17 protein-coding genes are annotated in these 16596 nt (G+C 70.5%); 10 read left to right on the forward strand and 7 right to left on the reverse strand.

The window, feature by feature from the left end; translation table 11 throughout:
• Positions 1 to 23: 23 nt before the first annotated feature.
• The 3 genes from ACZ3H8_RS32900 to ACZ3H8_RS32910 all read left to right on the forward strand — a co-directional run bounded on the left by ACZ3H8_RS32900 (position 24) and on the right by ACZ3H8_RS32910 (position 4595).
• Positions 24 to 2534 carry an ATP-binding protein gene (locus ACZ3H8_RS32900; protein ID WP_467408001.1) on the forward strand — a complete coding sequence of 837 codons (2511 nt, stop codon included), beginning with the start codon at positions 24 to 26 and terminating at the stop codon, positions 2532 to 2534.
• Between the two features lie 156 nt (positions 2535 to 2690).
• Positions 2691 to 3407, forward strand: coding sequence for a dioxygenase family protein (locus tag ACZ3H8_RS32905; RefSeq protein WP_467408003.1), 717 nt, complete (start codon positions 2691 to 2693; stop codon positions 3405 to 3407).
• A 30-nt stretch (positions 3408 to 3437) separates the two neighbouring features.
• On the forward strand, positions 3438 to 4595 hold the full coding sequence (locus tag ACZ3H8_RS32910) for a beta propeller repeat protein (RefSeq protein WP_467408004.1): 1158 nt from the start codon (positions 3438 to 3440) through the stop codon (positions 4593 to 4595).
• Here the strand turns inward: ACZ3H8_RS32910 and ACZ3H8_RS32915 are convergent.
• Complete coding sequence (locus ACZ3H8_RS32915; protein ID WP_467408006.1) at positions 4585 to 5445, reverse strand: helix-turn-helix transcriptional regulator; 861 nt, start codon at positions 5443 to 5445, stop codon at positions 4585 to 4587. The genes ACZ3H8_RS32910 and ACZ3H8_RS32915 overlap by 11 nt on opposite strands.
• Before the next feature lie 111 nt (positions 5446 to 5556).
• Here ACZ3H8_RS32915 and ACZ3H8_RS32920 point away from each other — a divergent pair, with 111 nt between their 5' ends.
• Positions 5557 to 6996, forward strand: coding sequence for an MFS transporter (locus ACZ3H8_RS32920; protein WP_467408007.1), 1440 nt, complete (start codon positions 5557 to 5559; stop codon positions 6994 to 6996).
• Between the two features lie 71 nt (positions 6997 to 7067).
• On the opposite strand, the gene ACZ3H8_RS32925 is transcribed toward ACZ3H8_RS32920, so the two are convergent.
• Positions 7068 to 7268 (reverse strand): DUF6243 family protein, encoded by a 201-nt coding sequence (locus tag ACZ3H8_RS32925; RefSeq protein WP_467408009.1) that lies wholly within the window; start codon positions 7266 to 7268, stop codon positions 7068 to 7070.
• 303 nt (positions 7269 to 7571) lie between these two features.
• On the opposite strand from ACZ3H8_RS32925, the gene ACZ3H8_RS32930 reads away from it, so the two are divergent.
• Positions 7572 to 8591 (forward strand): aldo/keto reductase, encoded by a 1020-nt coding sequence (locus ACZ3H8_RS32930; protein WP_467408010.1) that lies wholly within the window; start codon positions 7572 to 7574, stop codon positions 8589 to 8591.
• A 49-nt stretch (positions 8592 to 8640) separates the two neighbouring features.
• The gene (locus ACZ3H8_RS32935; RefSeq protein WP_467408012.1) at positions 8641 to 9225 is read left to right on the forward strand and encodes a TetR/AcrR family transcriptional regulator; all 585 of its coding nucleotides are present in this window, start codon (positions 8641 to 8643) and stop codon (positions 9223 to 9225) included.
• 29 nt (positions 9226 to 9254) lie between these two features.
• Here the strand turns inward: ACZ3H8_RS32935 and ACZ3H8_RS32940 are convergent, their stop codons facing one another.
• Entirely contained in the window at positions 9255 to 9458 is a 204-nt protein-coding gene (locus tag ACZ3H8_RS32940) for a hypothetical protein (protein ID WP_307663628.1), read from the reverse strand.
• A gap of 236 nt (positions 9459 to 9694) precedes the next feature.
• A complete protein-coding gene (locus ACZ3H8_RS32945) occupies positions 9695 to 11077 on the reverse strand; it encodes a glycine--tRNA ligase (protein WP_356232097.1) in 1383 nt (460 codons plus the stop codon).
• Between the two features lie 145 nt (positions 11078 to 11222).
• Between ACZ3H8_RS32945 and ACZ3H8_RS32950 the strand changes: the two genes are divergently transcribed.
• From ACZ3H8_RS32950 to ACZ3H8_RS32965, 4 genes are read left to right on the forward strand one after another with little or no spacing between them, the layout of a single operon-like run.
• Entirely contained in the window at positions 11223 to 12218 is a 996-nt protein-coding gene (locus ACZ3H8_RS32950; protein ID WP_467408013.1) for a metal ABC transporter substrate-binding protein, read from the forward strand.
• The gene (locus ACZ3H8_RS32955) at positions 12218 to 13000 is read left to right on the forward strand and encodes a metal ABC transporter ATP-binding protein (RefSeq protein ID WP_467408081.1); all 783 of its coding nucleotides are present in this window, start codon (positions 12218 to 12220) and stop codon (positions 12998 to 13000) included. The genes ACZ3H8_RS32950 and ACZ3H8_RS32955 overlap by 1 nt, the downstream gene beginning before the upstream one ends.
• A 2-nt stretch (positions 13001 to 13002) precedes the next feature.
• A complete protein-coding gene (locus ACZ3H8_RS32960) occupies positions 13003 to 13896 on the forward strand; it encodes a metal ABC transporter permease (protein WP_467408015.1) in 894 nt (297 codons plus the stop codon).
• 55 nt (positions 13897 to 13951) lie between these two features.
• Positions 13952 to 14389 (forward strand): Fur family transcriptional regulator, encoded by a 438-nt coding sequence (locus ACZ3H8_RS32965; protein WP_307663623.1) that lies wholly within the window; start codon positions 13952 to 13954, stop codon positions 14387 to 14389.
• A gap of 196 nt (positions 14390 to 14585) precedes the next feature.
• On the opposite strand, the gene ACZ3H8_RS32970 is transcribed toward ACZ3H8_RS32965, so the two are convergent.
• The 3 genes from ACZ3H8_RS32970 to ACZ3H8_RS32980 are packed head-to-tail and all read right to left on the reverse strand — an operon-like array spanning position 14586 to position 16522.
• On the reverse strand, positions 14586 to 15431 hold the full coding sequence (locus tag ACZ3H8_RS32970; RefSeq protein WP_356233466.1) for an isoprenyl transferase: 846 nt from the start codon (positions 15429 to 15431) through the stop codon (positions 14586 to 14588).
• A 22-nt stretch (positions 15432 to 15453) separates the two neighbouring features.
• Positions 15454 to 16200 carry a DNA repair protein RecO gene (recO, locus tag ACZ3H8_RS32975; RefSeq protein WP_307663621.1) on the reverse strand — a complete coding sequence of 249 codons (747 nt, stop codon included), beginning with the start codon at positions 16198 to 16200 and terminating at the stop codon, positions 15454 to 15456.
• A 52-nt stretch (positions 16201 to 16252) separates the two neighbouring features.
• The gene (locus ACZ3H8_RS32980; protein ID WP_467408017.1) at positions 16253 to 16522 is read right to left on the reverse strand and encodes a DUF1905 domain-containing protein; all 270 of its coding nucleotides are present in this window, start codon (positions 16520 to 16522) and stop codon (positions 16253 to 16255) included.
• Between the last annotated feature and the right edge of the window lie 74 nt (positions 16523 to 16596).

Below are 16596 nucleotides of genomic sequence, written 5' to 3' on the forward strand. Positions count from 1 at the left end.
CTCGTTGGGCAAGGATTCGGGAGATGAGTCCGAGTCGCACGTGCGAAACATGCGGGACCGAGCTGCCCGGCCGTGGCCGGCGTCCAGGAAGCGAGCCGGCGCAGGGCGGCCGGCCCGCCCGCTACTGCTCGGACGCATGCAGACAGCGCGCCTTCCGCCGACGCTCCGCACGGCAGCACGGCACAGTCACGGCGGCCGCGCCTTCCCCCGACCGCGACCTGCCACGGGCGCTGGACTCCTTCGTCGGCCGCGGGGGTGAACTGTCCCGGCTGCGGGCCCTGTTGAAGTCGTCACGGCTGCTGACACTCACCGGCCCGGGCGGGGTGGGCAAGACACGTCTGGCGCTGGAGTTCGCCGCCGGTCTGCGCGGCGCCGGGGCCGGCCGGGTCCGGCTGGTCGAGCTGGACTCGCTCCACGACGGCAGCCGGCTGGCCCAGGCCGTGGCCGCCGCGCTCGGCGTGGGCGAACGCGGCGGCAGAACCGGCGTCGAGGTGCTGGCCCATGCGCTGGGCGACCGCTCGACGCTGTTGATCCTGGACAACTGTGAGCACCTGGCAGAAGCGTGCGCGCAGCTGGCCGCGGCCCTGCTGAGCCGGTGCTCCCGGCTGCGTATCCTCGCCACCAGCCGCGAGGTACTGCGCGTGCCCGGCGAAGTCGTGTTCCGGGTCGGCGAGTTGTCCCTGTCGCCGCCCGGTGAGGACGACGACCCGGCGGCCGTGCTCCAGGCGGACGCCGTACGGCTCTTCGTGGAGCGCGCCGGCAGCCGCGCCCCCGGATTCGCGCTGGATTCCGGCAACGCCCGTACGGTCGCGGAGATCTGCCGGCGGCTGGACGGCATGCCGCTTGCCATCGAACTGGCGGCACGCCGCACGGGCGCCCTCCCGCTGACCGACGTCCTGACCGGACTGGACGACCAGCTCGCCCTCCTCACCGACGGCAGCAGAACCGGGCCGGACCGGCACCGCGAGCTGGCGGCCGCGATCGACTGGAGCCATCGATTACTTGATCCCGAGGAGCAGACGCTCTTTCGCCGGCTCGCCGTTCTCGTCGGCGGATTCGATGCCGAGGGCGCAGCCGCGGTCTGCGCGGACGGCGAGATGCAGCCGCGGCACGTCCTGCGGGTGCTGTGCGCGCTGGAGGCCAAGTCCTTGATCGTACGGCTGCCGGGCGACGCCGAAGGCACCCCCGCCGAAGGCACCGCGAGATTCCGGCAGTTGAGCGCCATCCGCGCCTACGCTCTGGACCGCCTCGCCGAGTCGGGCGAACTGGACGGCACCTGGCAGCGGGCCGTCGACTGGCTGACCGGGCTGATGCGGCCCGCCGCGGACCAGTTGTTCGCCGACCAGGCCGGCGGGCCGCTGACCGAGGAGCGGGACAACCTCGCGGCGGCCGTCGCCCACACCGCCGACCGCGACGGCGCACCGCACATCGGACTGGCGCTGGCGCTGGCGCGGGTGCGCTTCCAGCAGGAGCAGCTGACGGCCGCTCGCGCGCTGCTGACGGAGGTGCTGGAGCGGGACAGCGGCTTCCGGCACGGCGGTGCGGCCCTGGCGCTCGCCGCACGCGCGGCCTGCCAGCAGGCGGACCCGGCGGCCGCACTGCGCTTCGCGGAGCAGGCGGTTTCCGTCGAGCGGCGGCGTGACAGCCCCGCGGGGCTCGCCAACGCGCTGGACGCGCGGGCCGCCGCCAAGCTGGGCCTCGGCGAGTTCTCCGAGGCGGTCGCCGACTTCGCTGAGTGCCTGGCCGTCGTCGTCACGCTCGGCCGCCCCCGGGACGAGGCGTGGTGCCGGCATCACCTGGCCTGGGCGCTGCTGCATGCCGGCAAGGCGGCCGAGGGCGACGCGCTGATGGCTTCCTGCCTGCCCCTGCTGAGGGAACAGCAGCCCTGGTGCCAGTCGACGGCCGCGCTGCACACCGCCGGTGCGATACGGCTCGCGCTGGGCGAACTCGAAGCGGCGGAGGGGCTGTTCGCCGAGGCGCTGCGCACGGTGCCCGGCGAGAGCTTCCACGCGCTGTATCCGCTCGAAGGGCTCGCCATCGTGGCGGCCGAACGGGGCGACATGAAACGGTCGCTGCGGCTGTTCGCCGCCGGCGCGCAGGCGCGACGGCGGCTGGACACCGAGCCGGAAGCCGAGTGGCAGCGGCAGGTCGAGGCTGCGGCGGCCCGCGCGAAGGCGGCGCTGCCCGCAGCGGCGCGGGACGGGGCGCTGGCCGGTGGACGCCTGCTGCGCTGGGAGCGGCTGCTCGCGTACGCGCTCCGGGCGGGCGACGCCGCCGTAGGTGTCGGTGACGCCGGCGCCGAGTCCCCGCTGACCGGTCGGGAGACGGCGGTGGCGGCGCTGGTCGCAGAGGGGCTGACCAACCGCGAGATCGCCGCGCGCCTGGACCTGTCGGCGAGCACCGTCGCCACGCACCTCGACAACATCCGCGACAAGCTGGGCATGCGGTCGCGGACGCAGATCGCGCTGTGGGTGGCCGGAAAGGAACGGCTCGGCGCCCCGGACGGCGCGCTGCGCCGGGACGAGGTTTCGTAACGCCGCGAACCCGCCGGTCATCTGATCGATCCGCTCGGTCACGACAGCGGCCAGGCTGAGCCGGAACAGGGCATTCCAAGGACTCGTAGGCGTGGATCCCGGTCCTTCCCCCCACGGAATGCCCTGCCTGGCGATTGAATCCGGCAAGGAGACGCGATGCGGCATGACCACGACGCGGACGGCGAACACACCAGCTCACGAAGGGCGTTCATCAGAACGAGCTCGGTGGGAGTGACCGCCGCCGCCCTCGCGGCGACGGGAGCCGCGCCCGCAGCCCCCGCCCCCGCGGCCCCCGTGACCGCGGTGACCGCGGCACTTCGGGCGGGGCGCCCCCTGGCCGTCACGCCCGCCTGCGACGGTCACGAGACCCCGGAGTCGACGGAGGGCCCGCTCTTCAAGCCGCAGTCCCCCGAGCGGGGAGACTTCATCACCCCGGCCATCCGCGGAGTGCGGCTCGACTTCACCGGTGTCGTCTACGACACCGCCTGCAAGCCCCTGCCGGGGACGCTCATCGAGTTCTGGCAGTGCGACCAGAACGGCGACTACGACACCGCCGGCTTCTCGCTGCGCGGCCACCAGTACACCAACAGCAGGGGCGGCTTCCGGCTCAGCACGATCATCCCCCGTGACTACTGGGGCCGTTGGGGCCGACGAGCACCCCATATCCACACCCAGGTCCAGGCCCCCGGCGGACCGGTGCTGATCACGCAGTTGTACTTCCCGGACGACACCCAGGCGTACGGCAGGGACTTCGCCGCGCTCAACGCCGCCGACGGGCTCATCAACCGGGCCTGCACGATCGCGCTCGCGGGCCCGCAGGGCGGCGCTTACACCGGCGCCTTCGACTTCGTCATCAAGACCACGGTCCAGTAGCCGACCGCCGATCACCCAAGGATTTCCGTGATGCATACGAGCAAGTCATCCGGGGGGCCGCACGTCGGCCGGTCGCCCATTCTGGCGGCGCTGGCCGCCGGCGCCATCGCGACCGGCGGCCTGATCGTCGCCGGCACGGGCTGGGCCGGTCCCGCCCCCAGCGGGCCGGACGCCTCCGCCGCAACGTCCCGCGTCGCCGGACACTGGCAGCAGACGCCGGTGCCCGTGACGAAGGGCGACCTCACCGCCGTCGCCGCGCTGAGCGACAAACAGGCGTGGGCCGTCGGCTACCGGCTGAGCGCGACCCAGGTGGAGGCGCTGGCCCTGCGCTGGAACGGCACCTCCTGGGCCCAGGAGTCGACGCTGCCGAACGGCAGCTTCCCGCAGGCGCTCGCTGTCCGCTCGGCCAAGGACATCTGGGCGGTCGGCGCCAACACTGCGCACTGGGACGGCACTTCGTGGACCACGCGCAACCTGGACCGGGATCCGGCCGGCCGGGTAGTGCCCGACGCGGTGGCCACGACATCCGACGGAAAGGCCTGGACGGCCGGCCGGGCAGTGCCGCAGTCCATCAAGAACGCGGTACCCGCCATCCAGTCGTGGGACGGCTCTGCCTGGCGCCGGCAGTCCCTGCCCGACGTCGGCAAGGGCGAACTCACCAGCCTCGCCGCCGTCGCGCCGGACGACATCTGGGCGGCGGGCACGGTCTACGGCACCGACACCACCGATCAGACCGCCCTGCTGCTGCACTGGGACGGCACGTCCTGGAAGCGCGTCGACGCTCCCGCGGGCAAGAGCGGTGAAGACTCCTTCGTCAGCGCCATCGCCGCACTGGGCGCCGACGACATCTGGGCCGTGGGCGGCGTGAACTCCAAGGGGCCGGATCGCCCCTACGCGCTGCACTGGGACGGCAAGAAGTGGGCCGCCGTCACCACACCGGACATCGCCGACGGCCGGCTCCGGGCGGTGGGACGAGCCGGGGACGGCGCACTGTGGGCGGTCGGCGGCAAGGGCGCGGTCTCCGTCGCCCTGCGCTGGAACGGACAGCAGAGCCGCTGGGAACAGAGCGCCGACCCTGCTGTCGTGGTACGGGGATTCAGCACGGTCCCGCAGAGCGCCGACCTGTGGACCGTGGGCATCGCCAAGCAGGGCGACCTGGTCCCCACGGTGACCCGCTTCACGGGCTGACGTCGGCGACCGCGAGCGCCTGAAGCTTCTCCAGGCGCTCGCGGGAGTCGTCGTCGAGGGGCACGTAACTGACCAGGCGGGGACCGGCCGCGGGCCCGAGCCAGAGGTTGTTGTGCTCGAGGTGCAGCAGGCCGACATGGGCGTTGCGGATGTACTTCGTCCTGCCGCCCTGGTCGATGACCTCATGGCGCGCCCACACCTCCCGGAACTCCGGCGAGACCGACTCCAGCCGGCCGAGCAGCGACTTCCAGGCGGGCTCCGCGAGATGCCCGGCCATCGCGGCGCGGAACTTCGCGGCCATGGTCCGGCTGACGTCCCCCGGATCGGCGACCGCCGCCCGCCAGTCGTCATTCGTGAAGGCCAGGATCATGCAGTTGCGGTCCTCGGGCGGCAGGGCGTCGAGGTCGCAGAGCAGCCGTCCGTACGTGCGGTTGTAGGCGAGGATGTCGTACCGGCTGTTCTGGATGCATGCCGGGATCGGTTCGAGCTGCTCCAGCATCTGCCGCAGCGCCGGGGTCACGGTCGGGCAGGGCGTGCCGGGCGCCGGGTCGGTGGTGCCGGCCAGCGCGAAGAGATGGGTGCGCTCGCTCAAGTCGAGGAGCAGGGCGCGGGCGATGGCGTCGAGGACCTGCGGGGAGACCTGGATGTCCCTGGCCTGTTCCAGCCAGGTGTACCAGGTGACGCCGACGGCCGAGAGCTGGGCGACCTCCTCGCGGCGCAGACCGGGGGTGCGCCGGCGGCGGCCGCGTGGGAAGCCGACCTGCTCGGGGGTGATGCGCTCGCGACGGCTGCGCAGAAAATCCGCGAGCTCATGCCTTCGTACGTCGGACTCCTGCACCATCGTCGTCATACTCCCAGATACTCCCAGGGTGCCGAACGCCCCACCCTGTTGCCAGGTACTGCTTGTACCAGGATAAATAAACTCTGGTACCAGGCTGTGCGGCCGAGGATCGTCAAGGACGTGAGTAAGACCAGTGTCCTCTCCTCAGTCCCCGTCCGCGCCGCCGCCGACCAGAGCGGACCGGCCCTCGGCCCGCTCGGGCTGTTCACCGTGCTGCTCGGCGCGGCACTTCCGCTTATCGACTTCTTCATCGTGAATGTCGCCCTGCCGACCATCGACCACGACCTGGCGGCGGGCCCCGCACTCCTCGAGCTGGTCGTCGCCGGCTATGGCCTCTCGTACGCCGTACTGCTCGTCCTCGGCGGACGGCTCGGGGACATGTACGGCCGCCGCCGGCTCTTCCTCATCGGCATGGCGGCCTTCGGGCTGACCTCACTCGCCTGCGGACTCGCGCCGGACGCCTGGACGCTGGTCGGGGCGCGGGTGGCACAGGGCGCGGCGGCCGCGCTGATGCTGCCGCAGGTGCTGGCCACCATCCAGGCGGCGACGGCCGGACCGCGCAGGGCCAAGGCGATGGGCCTGTACGGAGCGACCGCCGGGCTCTCCATGGTCGCCGGGCAGATCCTGGGCGGCGTGCTGGTCGCCGCGGACATCGCGGGCACCGGCTGGCGGGCGATCTTCCTGGTGAACGTGCCGGTGGCGCTGCTCGGCCTGGTGCTCGCGGCCCGCTCGGTCCCGCGGACGCGCGCGGAGCGCCCGGCCCCCGTCGATGTACCCGGCACCGTGCTGCTCGCCGTGGCCCTGCTGACGCTGCTGGCGCCACTGACGGAGGGACGGGCCGCGGGCTGGCCGCTGTGGACCTGGATCGCGCTGGCGGTCTTCCCCCTCGCGGCGGTCGCCTTCTACCGGGTGGAGCGGCGTGCGGACCGGCAGGGGCGCACACCTCTGGTGCCGCCGAGCCTGTTCGCGCTGGTCCCGCTGCGGCGCGGGCTCGCGCTGGTGCTGCCGTTCTCGATCGGCTTCGGCGGCTTCATGTTCGTGATCGCGGTGGCGCTGCAGCAGGGGCTCGGGATGGGGGCCGTGGCCTCCGGCATGGCGCTGGTGCCGATGGCGCTGGCGTTCTTCGGGGCGTCGCTGGCGGGCCCGCGGCTGGTCGTGCGGTACGGGACCCGGATCGTGACGGCGGGCGGAGTGCTGCAGGGCCTGGGCGTCGCGCTGCTGGCGCTGGCCGTGTGGCGCGGCTGGCCGGACCTGGGCTTCGTGGAACTGCTGCCGGGCGTCGCACTCGCCGGGTTCGGCCAGGGGCTCCAACTGCCCGTCATCTTCCGCATCGTGCTCTCCGAAGTGCCCACGGAGCGGGCCGGCGTGGGCAGCGGGGTGATGGTGACGACGCAGCAGTCCGCACTGGCACTGGGCGTGGCCACGCTGGGCTCGCTGTTCCTGGCGCTGGCCGCGGAGGCAGGGATGCGCCAGGCGCTGACCGTCACGCTGCTGGTGCAGCTGGCGATGATCGCGCTGACGGCGCTGCTGAGCCTGCGCCTGCCGCGCACGGTGGACTGACACTGAACTGAACAGCACCCGGACACGGCCGTGGGCCCGGACCGCATCGCGGTCCGGGCCCACGGTCCTGATCAGGCCTGCCCCTCCTGCGGCGCATCCTGCGTGCTGCCGCCCTGGGCGCGCTCGCGCATCTTGCGCACCAAGTCCTGCTTCTGGTCGGCGGCCGCCTTGCGATCGGCGTTGCGCGCGGGACCGTTGCCCTGCTGGTCGGCTCGGGACAGCTTCTTTCGCTGTCCGCCCACGCCGAGGAGGTTGTTACGGCTCTTGGCCACGGGGTTCTCCCATCGTGGTGAGAAGTGACTCGGGAATCGTCAGACGGGGGCGGGAGCGGACCCGCCGCCCTCTCACTCGTAGATCTGGAAGAACGAAGACATGCAGGTGACGGTACCTCGCCGGGGAGCCTCGCGATACCAGTTTCGGTCGAGGCCCGCGGGCTAGCGGATGGCGGACGTCGACAACGGATGACGGATGACGGATAGCGGATGACACATGACGACTGACAGATATTGAAATCTGTCAGTCGTCATGCCATGGTTGATATGCGTCACCTCCCGACCTCCCACAGGAGCCCCCTCATGCCCTCCACCCCGCGCCCCTTCCGCACCCTCGGATCCACCGGCCCTCAGGTCTCCCCGCTCGGTCTCGGCTGCATGGGCATGTCCGCGCTGTACGGCGAGGCCGACCGTGCCGAGTCCATCGCCACCATCCACGCCGCTCTCGACGCGGGCATCACGCTTCTCGACACCGGCGACTTCTACGGCATGGGGCACAACGAGCTGCTGATCAACGAGGCGCTGCGCACCGCCCCCGCGGCCCTGCGCGAACAGGCGCTCACCAGCGTCAAGTTCGGCGCCCTGCGCGACCCGGACGGCCGCTGGGTCGGTTATGACGGCCGGCCCGCCGCGGTCAAGAACTTCGCCGCGTACTCCCTCCAGCGGCTCGGCACCGACCACATCGACATCTACCGCATTGCCCGTGTCGACCCCGACGTGCCGATCGAGGAGACGGTCGGCGCGATCGCCGAGCTGGTGGAGGCCGGCCATGTCCGCCACATCGGTCTCTCCGAGGCCGGTGCGGAGTCGATCCGCCGGGCCGCGGCCGTGGCGCCGATCGCGGACCTGCAGATCGAGTACTCCCTGATCTCGCGCGGCATCGAGGAGCAGATCCTGCCGACCACGCGCGAACTGGGCATCGGTATCACGGCGTACGGCGTGCTGTCCCGCGGCCTGATCAGCGGCCACTTCACCCGCGACCGCGAGTTCGCGCCCGATGACTTCCGTGGGATGAGCCCGCGCTTCCAGGGCGAGAACCTCCAGCGCAATCTGGATCTGGTCGACCAGCTGCGCAAGATCTCCGAGGAGAAGGGCGTCAGCGTCGCGCAGACCGCGATCGCCTGGGTGCTCTCCCGCGGCGAGGACATCGTGCCGCTCGTCGGGGCCCGTCGCCGGGAGCGGCTCACCGAGGCCCTGGGCGCGCTCGACGTCACCCTGGACGCCGACGAACTCGCCGCGATCGAGCGGGCCGTCCCGGTGGGCTCGGCCGCGGGCGAGCGCTACCCGTCGGCGCAGATGGCCCACCTGGACAGCGAGCACTGACGGGCCGGTACCGTCTGGTTTCCGTCCAGCGAAAGGCAGCACAGACGCGATGACGCCCGAAGCACTGACCCCCGAGCGGATCCTCGAGGCGACCGAGGATGTTCTGCGCCGCTACGGCCCGGCGAAGGCCACGGTCGTGGATGTGGCCCGCGCGCTCGGCGTCAGCCATGGCAGCGTCTACCGCCACTTCCGTACGAAGGCGGCGCTGCGCGAGGCGGTGACCAGCCGCTGGCTGGAGCGGACCGTGGTGGAACTGGCGAAGATCACCAATGGCACGGAGCACCCGGCCCCGGTGAGGCTGCGCTTCTGGCTGACGACGCTGTTCGAGGCGAAGCGGCACAAGGCCGGTGACGATCCGGAGCTGTTCGCGACGTACAGCGTGCTGATCGGGGAGAACAGCGGCGTCGTGGAGGAGCACATCCGCGAGCTGGTGGAGCAGCTGCGGGAGATCATCGAAGAGGGTGTACGCGCCGAGCAGTTCGCGTTCGCGGAGCCGAGCGTGGCGGCGCAGGCGGTGTTCGACGCGACGGCCCGTTTCCACGATCCGGCGTACGCGCCGGAGTGGCAGAAGCCCACGATCGACGGCGAGTTCGCGGCGGTTGCCGATCTGGTGCTGCGCGGCCTGAGCGCCTGAAGCCAGGCGCCCGGGCCGGAGCGTTCAGCTCACGCGCTCGGGTCGACCGTCGCCTGGTGGGCCTCGGCGAGGTGTTCTTCGGCCTTGAGCCAGGGCAGGAACTGCGCCCCCTTGCGCCAGCCGCAGGTGTCGCAGGTCAGCGTCCGCTGCATGCCCGACTTCTGTACGTGCACGATGTGTTCGCGGCCGTGCTGATCCCATCTGCTGACCTTGCTGGTGGTCATGGACGGCATCGTGTCCTCCTGGTGACGACTGCGCCCAGTGTGCAGCAGGGACAACATCAACAGGAGACTCTTGTCGCTCTGTTGCCCCATGCGTAGCCCAGCGGGCGTTCAACGGGCGCTCAGGCGCCACCTTCCAGGAGCTGTAGGCGGCATGGAAGGGCCGGCCGGGGCTGTGGCCCGGCCGGCCTTTCGTACATCCCAGACGTCCACAGAAGTCCGCGGGCGTCAGCGGGCGTCCGCGGGTGTCAGCAGCCGAGCAGGCGGCTGCCGAGGTAGCCCTGGATCTGGTCCAGCGAGACGCGCTCCTGCTTCATGGTGTCGCGCTCGCGCACGGTCACGGCGTCGTCGTCGAGGGTGTCGAAGTCGACGGTGACGCAGAACGGCGTGCCGATCTCGTCCTGGCGGCGGTAGCGGCGGCCGATGGCACCGGCGTCGTCGAACTCGATGTTCCAGTTCTTGCGCAGGTCGGCCGCCAGGCCCTTGGCCTTCGGCGAGAGCTGCGGGTTGCGGGACAGCGGCAGCACCGCGACCTTGACGGGCGCGAGGCGCGGGTCGAGACGCATCACGGTGCGCTTCTCCATGACGCCCTTGGCGTTGGGGGCCTCGTCCTCGTTGTACGCGTCGAGGAGGAAGGCGAGCATGGCGCGGCCGACACCGGCGGCGGGCTCGATGACGTACGGGGTCCAGCGCTCGCCGGCTTCCTGGTCGAAGTACGACAGGTCGTGGCCGGAGGCCTTGGAGTGCGCGGAGAGGTCGAAGTCGGTGCGGTTGGCGACGCCCTCCATCTCGCCCCACTCGTTGCCGCCGAGCTGGTAGCGGTACTCGATGTCGGCGGTGCGCTTGGAGTAGTGGGAGAGCTTCTCGGCCGGGTGCTCGTACCAGCGCATGTTCTCCTCACGGAGACCAAGGTCGCGGTACCAGTTCCAGCGCTGCTCCATCCAGTATTCCTGCCACTGCTCGTCCTCGCCGGGCTTGACGAAGAACTCCATCTCCATCTGCTCGAACTCGCGGGTGCGGAAGATGAAGTTGCCGGGCGTGATCTCGTTCCGGAACGACTTGCCCATCTGGGCGATGCCGAACGGCGGCTTCTTGCGGGAAGTCTGCTGGACCTGGCCGAAGTTGGTGAAGATGCCCTGGGCGGTCTCGGGGCGCAGGTAGGCGATGGAGCCGGAGTCCTGGGTGGGGCCGAGGTGGGTGGCGAGCAGGCCGGAGAACTGCTTGGGCTCGGTGAAGGTGCCCTTGTTGCCGCAGTTGGGGCAGTTCAGGTCGGCGAGGCCGTGCTCGGGGGCCTTGCCGTGCTTCTCCTCGTACGCCTCTTCCAGGTGGTCGGCGCGGAAGCGCTTGTGGCAGGAGGTGCACTCGGTGAGCGGGTCGGTAAAGGTGGAGACGTGGCCCGACGCCTCCCAGACCTCACTGGCAAGGATCACCGACGAGTCGATACCGACGACGTCCTCGCGCGAGGTGACCATGTAGCGCCACCATTGACGCTTGATGTTCTCCTTCAGCTCGACACCCAGCGGTCCGTAGTCCCAGGCGGCACGCTGACCGCCGTAGATCTCGCTGCACGGGTAGACGAAGCCACGGCGCTTGCTCAGGTTGACAATGGTGTCGATCTTGTCGGCGGCCACGGTGCTCTCTTCATTACGACGACGACGAACGGCGAATGCTTCAGGTTACCGGCGGCCGCACCCCCTGGATCAAATCGGTTCGGGGGCAGCGGGAGCTCGGGAGCTTTGTTGACAATCGTTTCCAGTTTTGTTGAAAATGACTGTCATGAACGTACGCCGCCTCATACCCACCACCGTCGCTGCCGGAGCCGTCGCCCTCGGCCTGATGGCCGTTTCCGCCTGCTCCAGCTCCAATGCCGCCGACGGCGGCAAGAACGGCGACAAGCTCAAGGTGGTGGCGTCGTTCTACCCCATGCAGTATCTCGCAGAGCAGATCGGCGGCGACCACGTCTCCGTCTCCACTCTCACCGAGCCGGGCGTCGAGCCGCACGATCTGGAGCTGGGGCCCCGCCAGACCGCCGAGCTGAACGAAGCCGGCTACATCCTCTACCTCAAGGGCATCCAGCCCGCCGTCGACAAGGCCATCGCCCAGTCCGAGGCGAAGAACAAGGTCGACGCCGCCACCCTCACCAAGCTCGAGCACCACGGCACCGAGGGCGGCCACAGCCACGAGGGCGAAGAGCCCGGCCATGAGGAGTCCGGCCACGACGAGCACGCCCACGAGGGCGAGGGCGAGGCCGGCGCCGACCCGCACATCTGGCTCGACCCCGTGAAGTACGCCGAGGTCGCCAAGGGTGTGGGAGCCTCCCTGGGGAAGGCCGACCCGGACCACGCCGCGGACTACAAGAAGAACACCGAGGCGCTGGTCGGCAAGCTGAACGGGCTGAACACCGCGTTCCAGCAGGGGCTGAAGAACACCACGACCAAGACCTTCATCACCACCCACTCCGCCTTCGGCTACCTCGCCGAACGGTACGGCCTGGACCAGGAGGGCATCGCGGGCCTCGACCCCGAGTCCGAGCCCAGCCCGGCCCGTATCAGGGAACTGCAGGACGTCGCCAAGAAGGACAAGGTCACCACGGTCTTCTTCGAGACGCTCGCCAGCGACAAGACCGCCAAGACCCTCGCCAAGGACGCCGGACTGAAGACGGACGTCCTCGATCCGCTCGAGGGGATCACGGACAAGTCCAAGGGCCGCGACTACATCGAGGTGATGCAGTCCAACCTCGACGCGCTGCAGAAGGCTCTCGGCGCGAAGTGATATCTGCATCGGAGGCATCCGTGAGCGAGCCCGTCATATCCATCCGCGGGGCTCAGGCCACGCTCGGCTCGCGGCCCGTGCTGCGCGGCATCGACCTCACCGTCCAGCGCGGTGAGGTCGTCGCGCTGCTCGGGGCCAATGGCTCGGGCAAGTCCACCGCCGTGCGCTCCCTGATCGGCCAAGTGCCGCTCACCGGCGGCGAGATCGCCCTGTTCGGCACCCAGCTGCGGCGCTTTCGCGCATGGTCGCGCGTCGGTTACGTACCGCAGCGCACCACCGCGTCGAGCGGTGTGCCCGCGACGGTGCGTGAGGTCGTCTCCTCGGGGCGTCTGTCGCGTACGAGGCTGGGCCGGCTGTCGAAGGCCGACCGGGCGGCCGTGCAGCGCGCCATAGAGCTAGTCGGGCTCACCGACCGCGCCAAGGACTCGGTGAACGCCCTCTCCGGCGGCCAGCACCAGCGGGTGCTGATAGCGCGTGCGCTGGCCTCCGACCCGGAACTGCTGATCATGGACGAGCCGATGGCGGGCGTGGACCTGGTCAGCCAGGAGATCCTGGCCGGCACGCTGCGCGAGCAGGTCGCGGCCGGGACGACCGTGCTGCTGGTGCTGCACGAGCTGGGCGCGCTCGAGCCCTTGATCGACCGCGCGGTGGTGCTGCGCGACGGCTGTGTGGTCCATGACGGGCCGCCGCCGGAGGCTGTGGGCCAGCACGCGCTGCCCGGCCACGACCACGTACATCCGCATGCGGCCGACGAGCCGCTCCGCACGGGACTGCTGACCTGATCATGGAAATCCTCGAGACGGCCTTTATGCAGCGGGCGCTCATCGCGGCCGTGCTGGTCGGCATCACCGCGCCGGCCGTAGGCATCTATCTGGTGCAGCGCCGGCAGGCGCTGATGGGCGACGGCATCGGCCATGTCGCGATGACCGGCGTCGGTCTCGGCTTTCTGCTGTCGACCAACCCGGTGTGGATGGCGACGATTGTCTCGGTCGTCGGCGCGATCGCGATGGAGCTGATCCGGGCGTACGGACGCACCCGCGGCGACATCGCGCTGGCGATGCTCTTCTACGGCGGCATGGCGGGCGGTGTCCTGCTGATCAACATCTCGGACGCCGGGTCCACGGCGAATCTGAGCTCGTTCCTGTTCGGCTCGCTGTCCACGGTCGCCGACGAGGACCTCACCGCGATCGCGCTGCTCGCCGCCTTTGTGGTGCTGGTCTCGCTGGGGCTGCGCAGGCAGCTGTTCGCGGTCAGCCAGGACGAGGAGTTCGCGCGGGTGACCGGTCTGCCGGTGCGTGCGCTGAACCTGCTGATCGCCGTGACCGCGGCGGTCACGGTCAGTGTGGCGATGCGGGTGGTCGGGCTGCTGCTGGTCAGCGCGCTGATGGTGGTACCGGTGGCCGCGGCCCAGCAGATTTCGCGCTCGTTCAGGGCGACGTTCACGGTGGCGGTGGGGATCGGCATCGCCGTGACGCTGGCCGGAACCGCCACCTCGTACTACCAGGACGTACCGCCGGGCGCGACGATCGTTCTGCTGGCCATAGCGATCTTCGTGACGCTGACCGCGCTGGCGACGCCCCTGGCGAGGCGGCGTGCGCGAGCTTTGGAGGCGAGCGAGGCCGAGTGCACCATGGAGGGGCCGGGCACACGACGGCCGAGTGACGACGTCAAGGTCTGACCCCGGGCCTGGCAGAATGGCCCGACACGTGTGCGGGCAAAGCGAGGAGGCACCTGTGACGACGGCGCCAATCGGCGGGAACACCGCCCCAGTGCGAGGCCGGTCGACCCGGCAGCGTGCCGCGGTGGCTGCGGCGCTCGACGAGGTGGATGAGTTCCGCAGCGCGCAGGATCTGCACGACATGCTCAAGCACCGCGGCGACTCGGTGGGTCTGACCACGGTCTACCGCACGTTGCAGTCGCTCGCGGACGCGGGCGAGGTGGATGTGCTGCGCACGTCCGACGGCGAGTCCGTCTACCGGCGCTGCTCGACGGACGACCATCACCACCATCTGGTGTGCCGGGTGTGCGGCAAGGCGGTCGAGGTCGAGGGGCCGGCGGTGGAGCAGTGGGCGGAGACGATCGCGGCGCAGCACGGTTATGTGAATGTGGCGCACACGGTCGAGATCTTCGGCACGTGCGCGGAGTGCGCGGCGGCGGCCGCCGCCAAGTAACCGGGGCTCCGCCCCGGACCCCGTGTCCTCAATCGCCGGACGGGCTTGATTTCTCAAGCCCGTCCGGCGCTTGAGGACAGAACCGGCCCGGCCCGTGCCGGGTGCGCGGCGCGAAGCTGCCGCTCATGGGTCTGGGGCGTCAACCCCCAGACGTCCCGTCAGGGTTTCGGGAAGGGGCGGGGTGGGACCCCCCCGCTCACGCAGACGTGCCCTCGGGCCGCCCCCGCATCGCTTCCAGCTCCTCGTTCGGGATCGCCCCGCCGAACCGCCGGTCCCGCTGCGCGTACTCCAGGCACGCCCGCCACAAGTCCCGCCGGTCGAAATCCGGCCACAGCACGTCCTGGAAGACCATCTCGGCGTAACTGCTCTGCCAGATCAGGTAGTTGGAGGTGCGCTGCTCGCCGCTCGGGCGCAGGAACAGGTCGACGTCCGGCATGTCCGGGTAGTACAGGTACTTCTGGATCGTCTTCTCGGAGACCTTCGACGGGTCGAGCTTGCCGGCCTTCACGTCCGCCGCGATGGCTGCCGCGGCGTCGGCGATCTCGGCGCGGCCACCGTAGTTGACGCAGAAGTACAGCGTCATCGCGTCGTTGTTCTTGGTCTGCTCCTGCGCGACCTGGAGCTCCTGGACGACGGACTTCCACATCTTCGGCATCCGGCCCACCCAGCGGATACGGATACCGAGCTCGTCCATCTCGTCACGGCGGCGGCGGATGACGTCGCGGTTGAAGTTCATCAGGAAGCGCACCTCGTCGGGCGAGCGCTTCCAGTTCTCGGTGGAGAAGGCGTACAGGGAGAGGTTCTTGACGCCCATCTCGATGCAGCCCTTGAGGACGTCGAGGACGACGCCCTCGCCGACCTTGTGGCCCTCGGTGCGCGGCAGCCCGCGCTCCTTGGCCCAGCGGCCGTTGCCGTCCATGACGCACGCCACATGGTTCGGCACCAGCTCGCCGGGGATCTTCGGCGGGCGCGCGCCGGAGGGGTGCGGCTCGGGGACCTTGTACTCGCGGCGGGACCGGCCCAGGATTCCGCGTCGTGCCATGCGGTTCACATCTCCTATTTCTCTACTTCTCGACGTACCTCAGCGAGCGCAGGCCGCGCTCCAAGTGCCAGTGCAGATAGGCGGACACGAGCCCGCTGCCCTCCCTGACGTGGCGCGCCTCGCACGCGTCCGCCGTGGGCCAGTCGCCGGTCAGCAGCGCGCTGAGCAGACCGATGGCCTCCGCAGAGGGTACGACGCTGCCGGGCACCCGGCAGTCGCCGCATATGACGCCGCCGGCGGCGACGGAGAAGAAACGGTTGGGCCCGTGCATGCCGCATTTCGCGCAGTCGTCGAAGCTGGGCGCGTAGCCGTTGACGGCGAGGGAGCGCAGCAGGAACGCGTCGAGGATGAGGTGTGGCGCGTGCTCGCCGCGGGCGAGGGTGCGCAGGGCGCCGACGAGGAGGAGGTACTGCTGGACGGCGGGCTCGCCCTCGTGGTCGGTGAACCGCTCGGCGGTCTCCAGCATGGCGGTGCCGGCGGTGTAGCGGGCGTAGTCGGTGACGATGCCGCCACCGTACGGAGCGATGGTCTCGCTCTGGGTGCACAGGGGGAGCCCGCGGCCGACGAGTTCGCTGCCGCGGGCGAAGAACTGCACGTCGACATGGGAGAAGGGCTCGAGCCGCGCCCCGAACTTGGACTTGGTCCGCCGCACGCCACGGGCGACCGCACGGACACGCCCGTGCCCGCGCGTGAGCAGCGTGATGATGCGGTCGGCCTCACCCAGCTTCTGGGTGCGCAGGACGACGCCGTCATCACGGAACAGGCTCATGCGGCCATTGTCCCGTACGGACCGCTGTCGGTTGACCGGGACCGGTCAGCAGTCAGTCGCTCACCCTCTCCTCCAGGCGGACCGTCACGCTGTCCCCCGCCTCCTTGCCGATCGCCTTGCGTACGTCGGCCTTCACGGGCAGCTTGTGCGTGCCGTCCCCCAGGGCCATGAACGAGCTCTGGAACGGATGCCCGTCGATCGTCCCCCGGACCTTGACCAGACCCCGAGTGCCGAAGTACTCGACCGACGCGGGCCACACGACATAGGTCCAGCCGCCCTTCGCAGGGCTCTTCTGCAGCGTTGCGCCGAATTGTTTGTCCATGCAGGTAGGACGGCGCGGGGCGGGCAAACTCATCGCTCCCCTCCAGGTTTCGCGATGACCCATTCCATACGAGA

The organism is Streptomyces sp. NPDC002868 (assembly GCF_055563295.1).

Coding starts and splice junctions, on each gene's coding strand:
- ACZ3H8_RS32960 (WP_467408015.1), top strand. CDS start 13,003: ATGGAAATCCTCGAGACGGCCTTTATGCAGCGGGCGCTCATCGCGGCC.
- ACZ3H8_RS32910 (WP_467408004.1), top strand. CDS start 3,438: ATGCATACGAGCAAGTCATCCGGGGGGCCGCACGTCGGCCGGTCGCCC.
- ACZ3H8_RS32950 (WP_467408013.1), top strand. CDS start 11,223: ATGAACGTACGCCGCCTCATACCCACCACCGTCGCTGCCGGAGCCGTC.
- ACZ3H8_RS32980 (WP_467408017.1), bottom strand. CDS start 16,522: ATGGACAAACAATTCGGCGCAACGCTGCAGAAGAGCCCTGCGAAGGGC.
- ACZ3H8_RS32940 (WP_307663628.1), bottom strand. CDS start 9,458: ATGCCGTCCATGACCACCAGCAAGGTCAGCAGATGGGATCAGCACGGC.
- ACZ3H8_RS32915 (WP_467408006.1), bottom strand. CDS start 5,445: ATGACGACGATGGTGCAGGAGTCCGACGTACGAAGGCATGAGCTCGCG.
- ACZ3H8_RS32970 (WP_356233466.1), bottom strand. CDS start 15,431: ATGGCACGACGCGGAATCCTGGGCCGGTCCCGCCGCGAGTACAAGGTC.
- ACZ3H8_RS32930 (WP_467408010.1), top strand. CDS start 7,572: ATGCCCTCCACCCCGCGCCCCTTCCGCACCCTCGGATCCACCGGCCCT.
- ACZ3H8_RS32900 (WP_467408001.1), top strand. CDS start 24: ATGAGTCCGAGTCGCACGTGCGAAACATGCGGGACCGAGCTGCCCGGC.
- recO (WP_307663621.1), bottom strand. CDS start 16,200: ATGAGCCTGTTCCGTGATGACGGCGTCGTCCTGCGCACCCAGAAGCTG.
- ACZ3H8_RS32905 (WP_467408003.1), top strand. CDS start 2,691: ATGCGGCATGACCACGACGCGGACGGCGAACACACCAGCTCACGAAGG.
- ACZ3H8_RS32935 (WP_467408012.1), top strand. CDS start 8,641: ATGACGCCCGAAGCACTGACCCCCGAGCGGATCCTCGAGGCGACCGAG.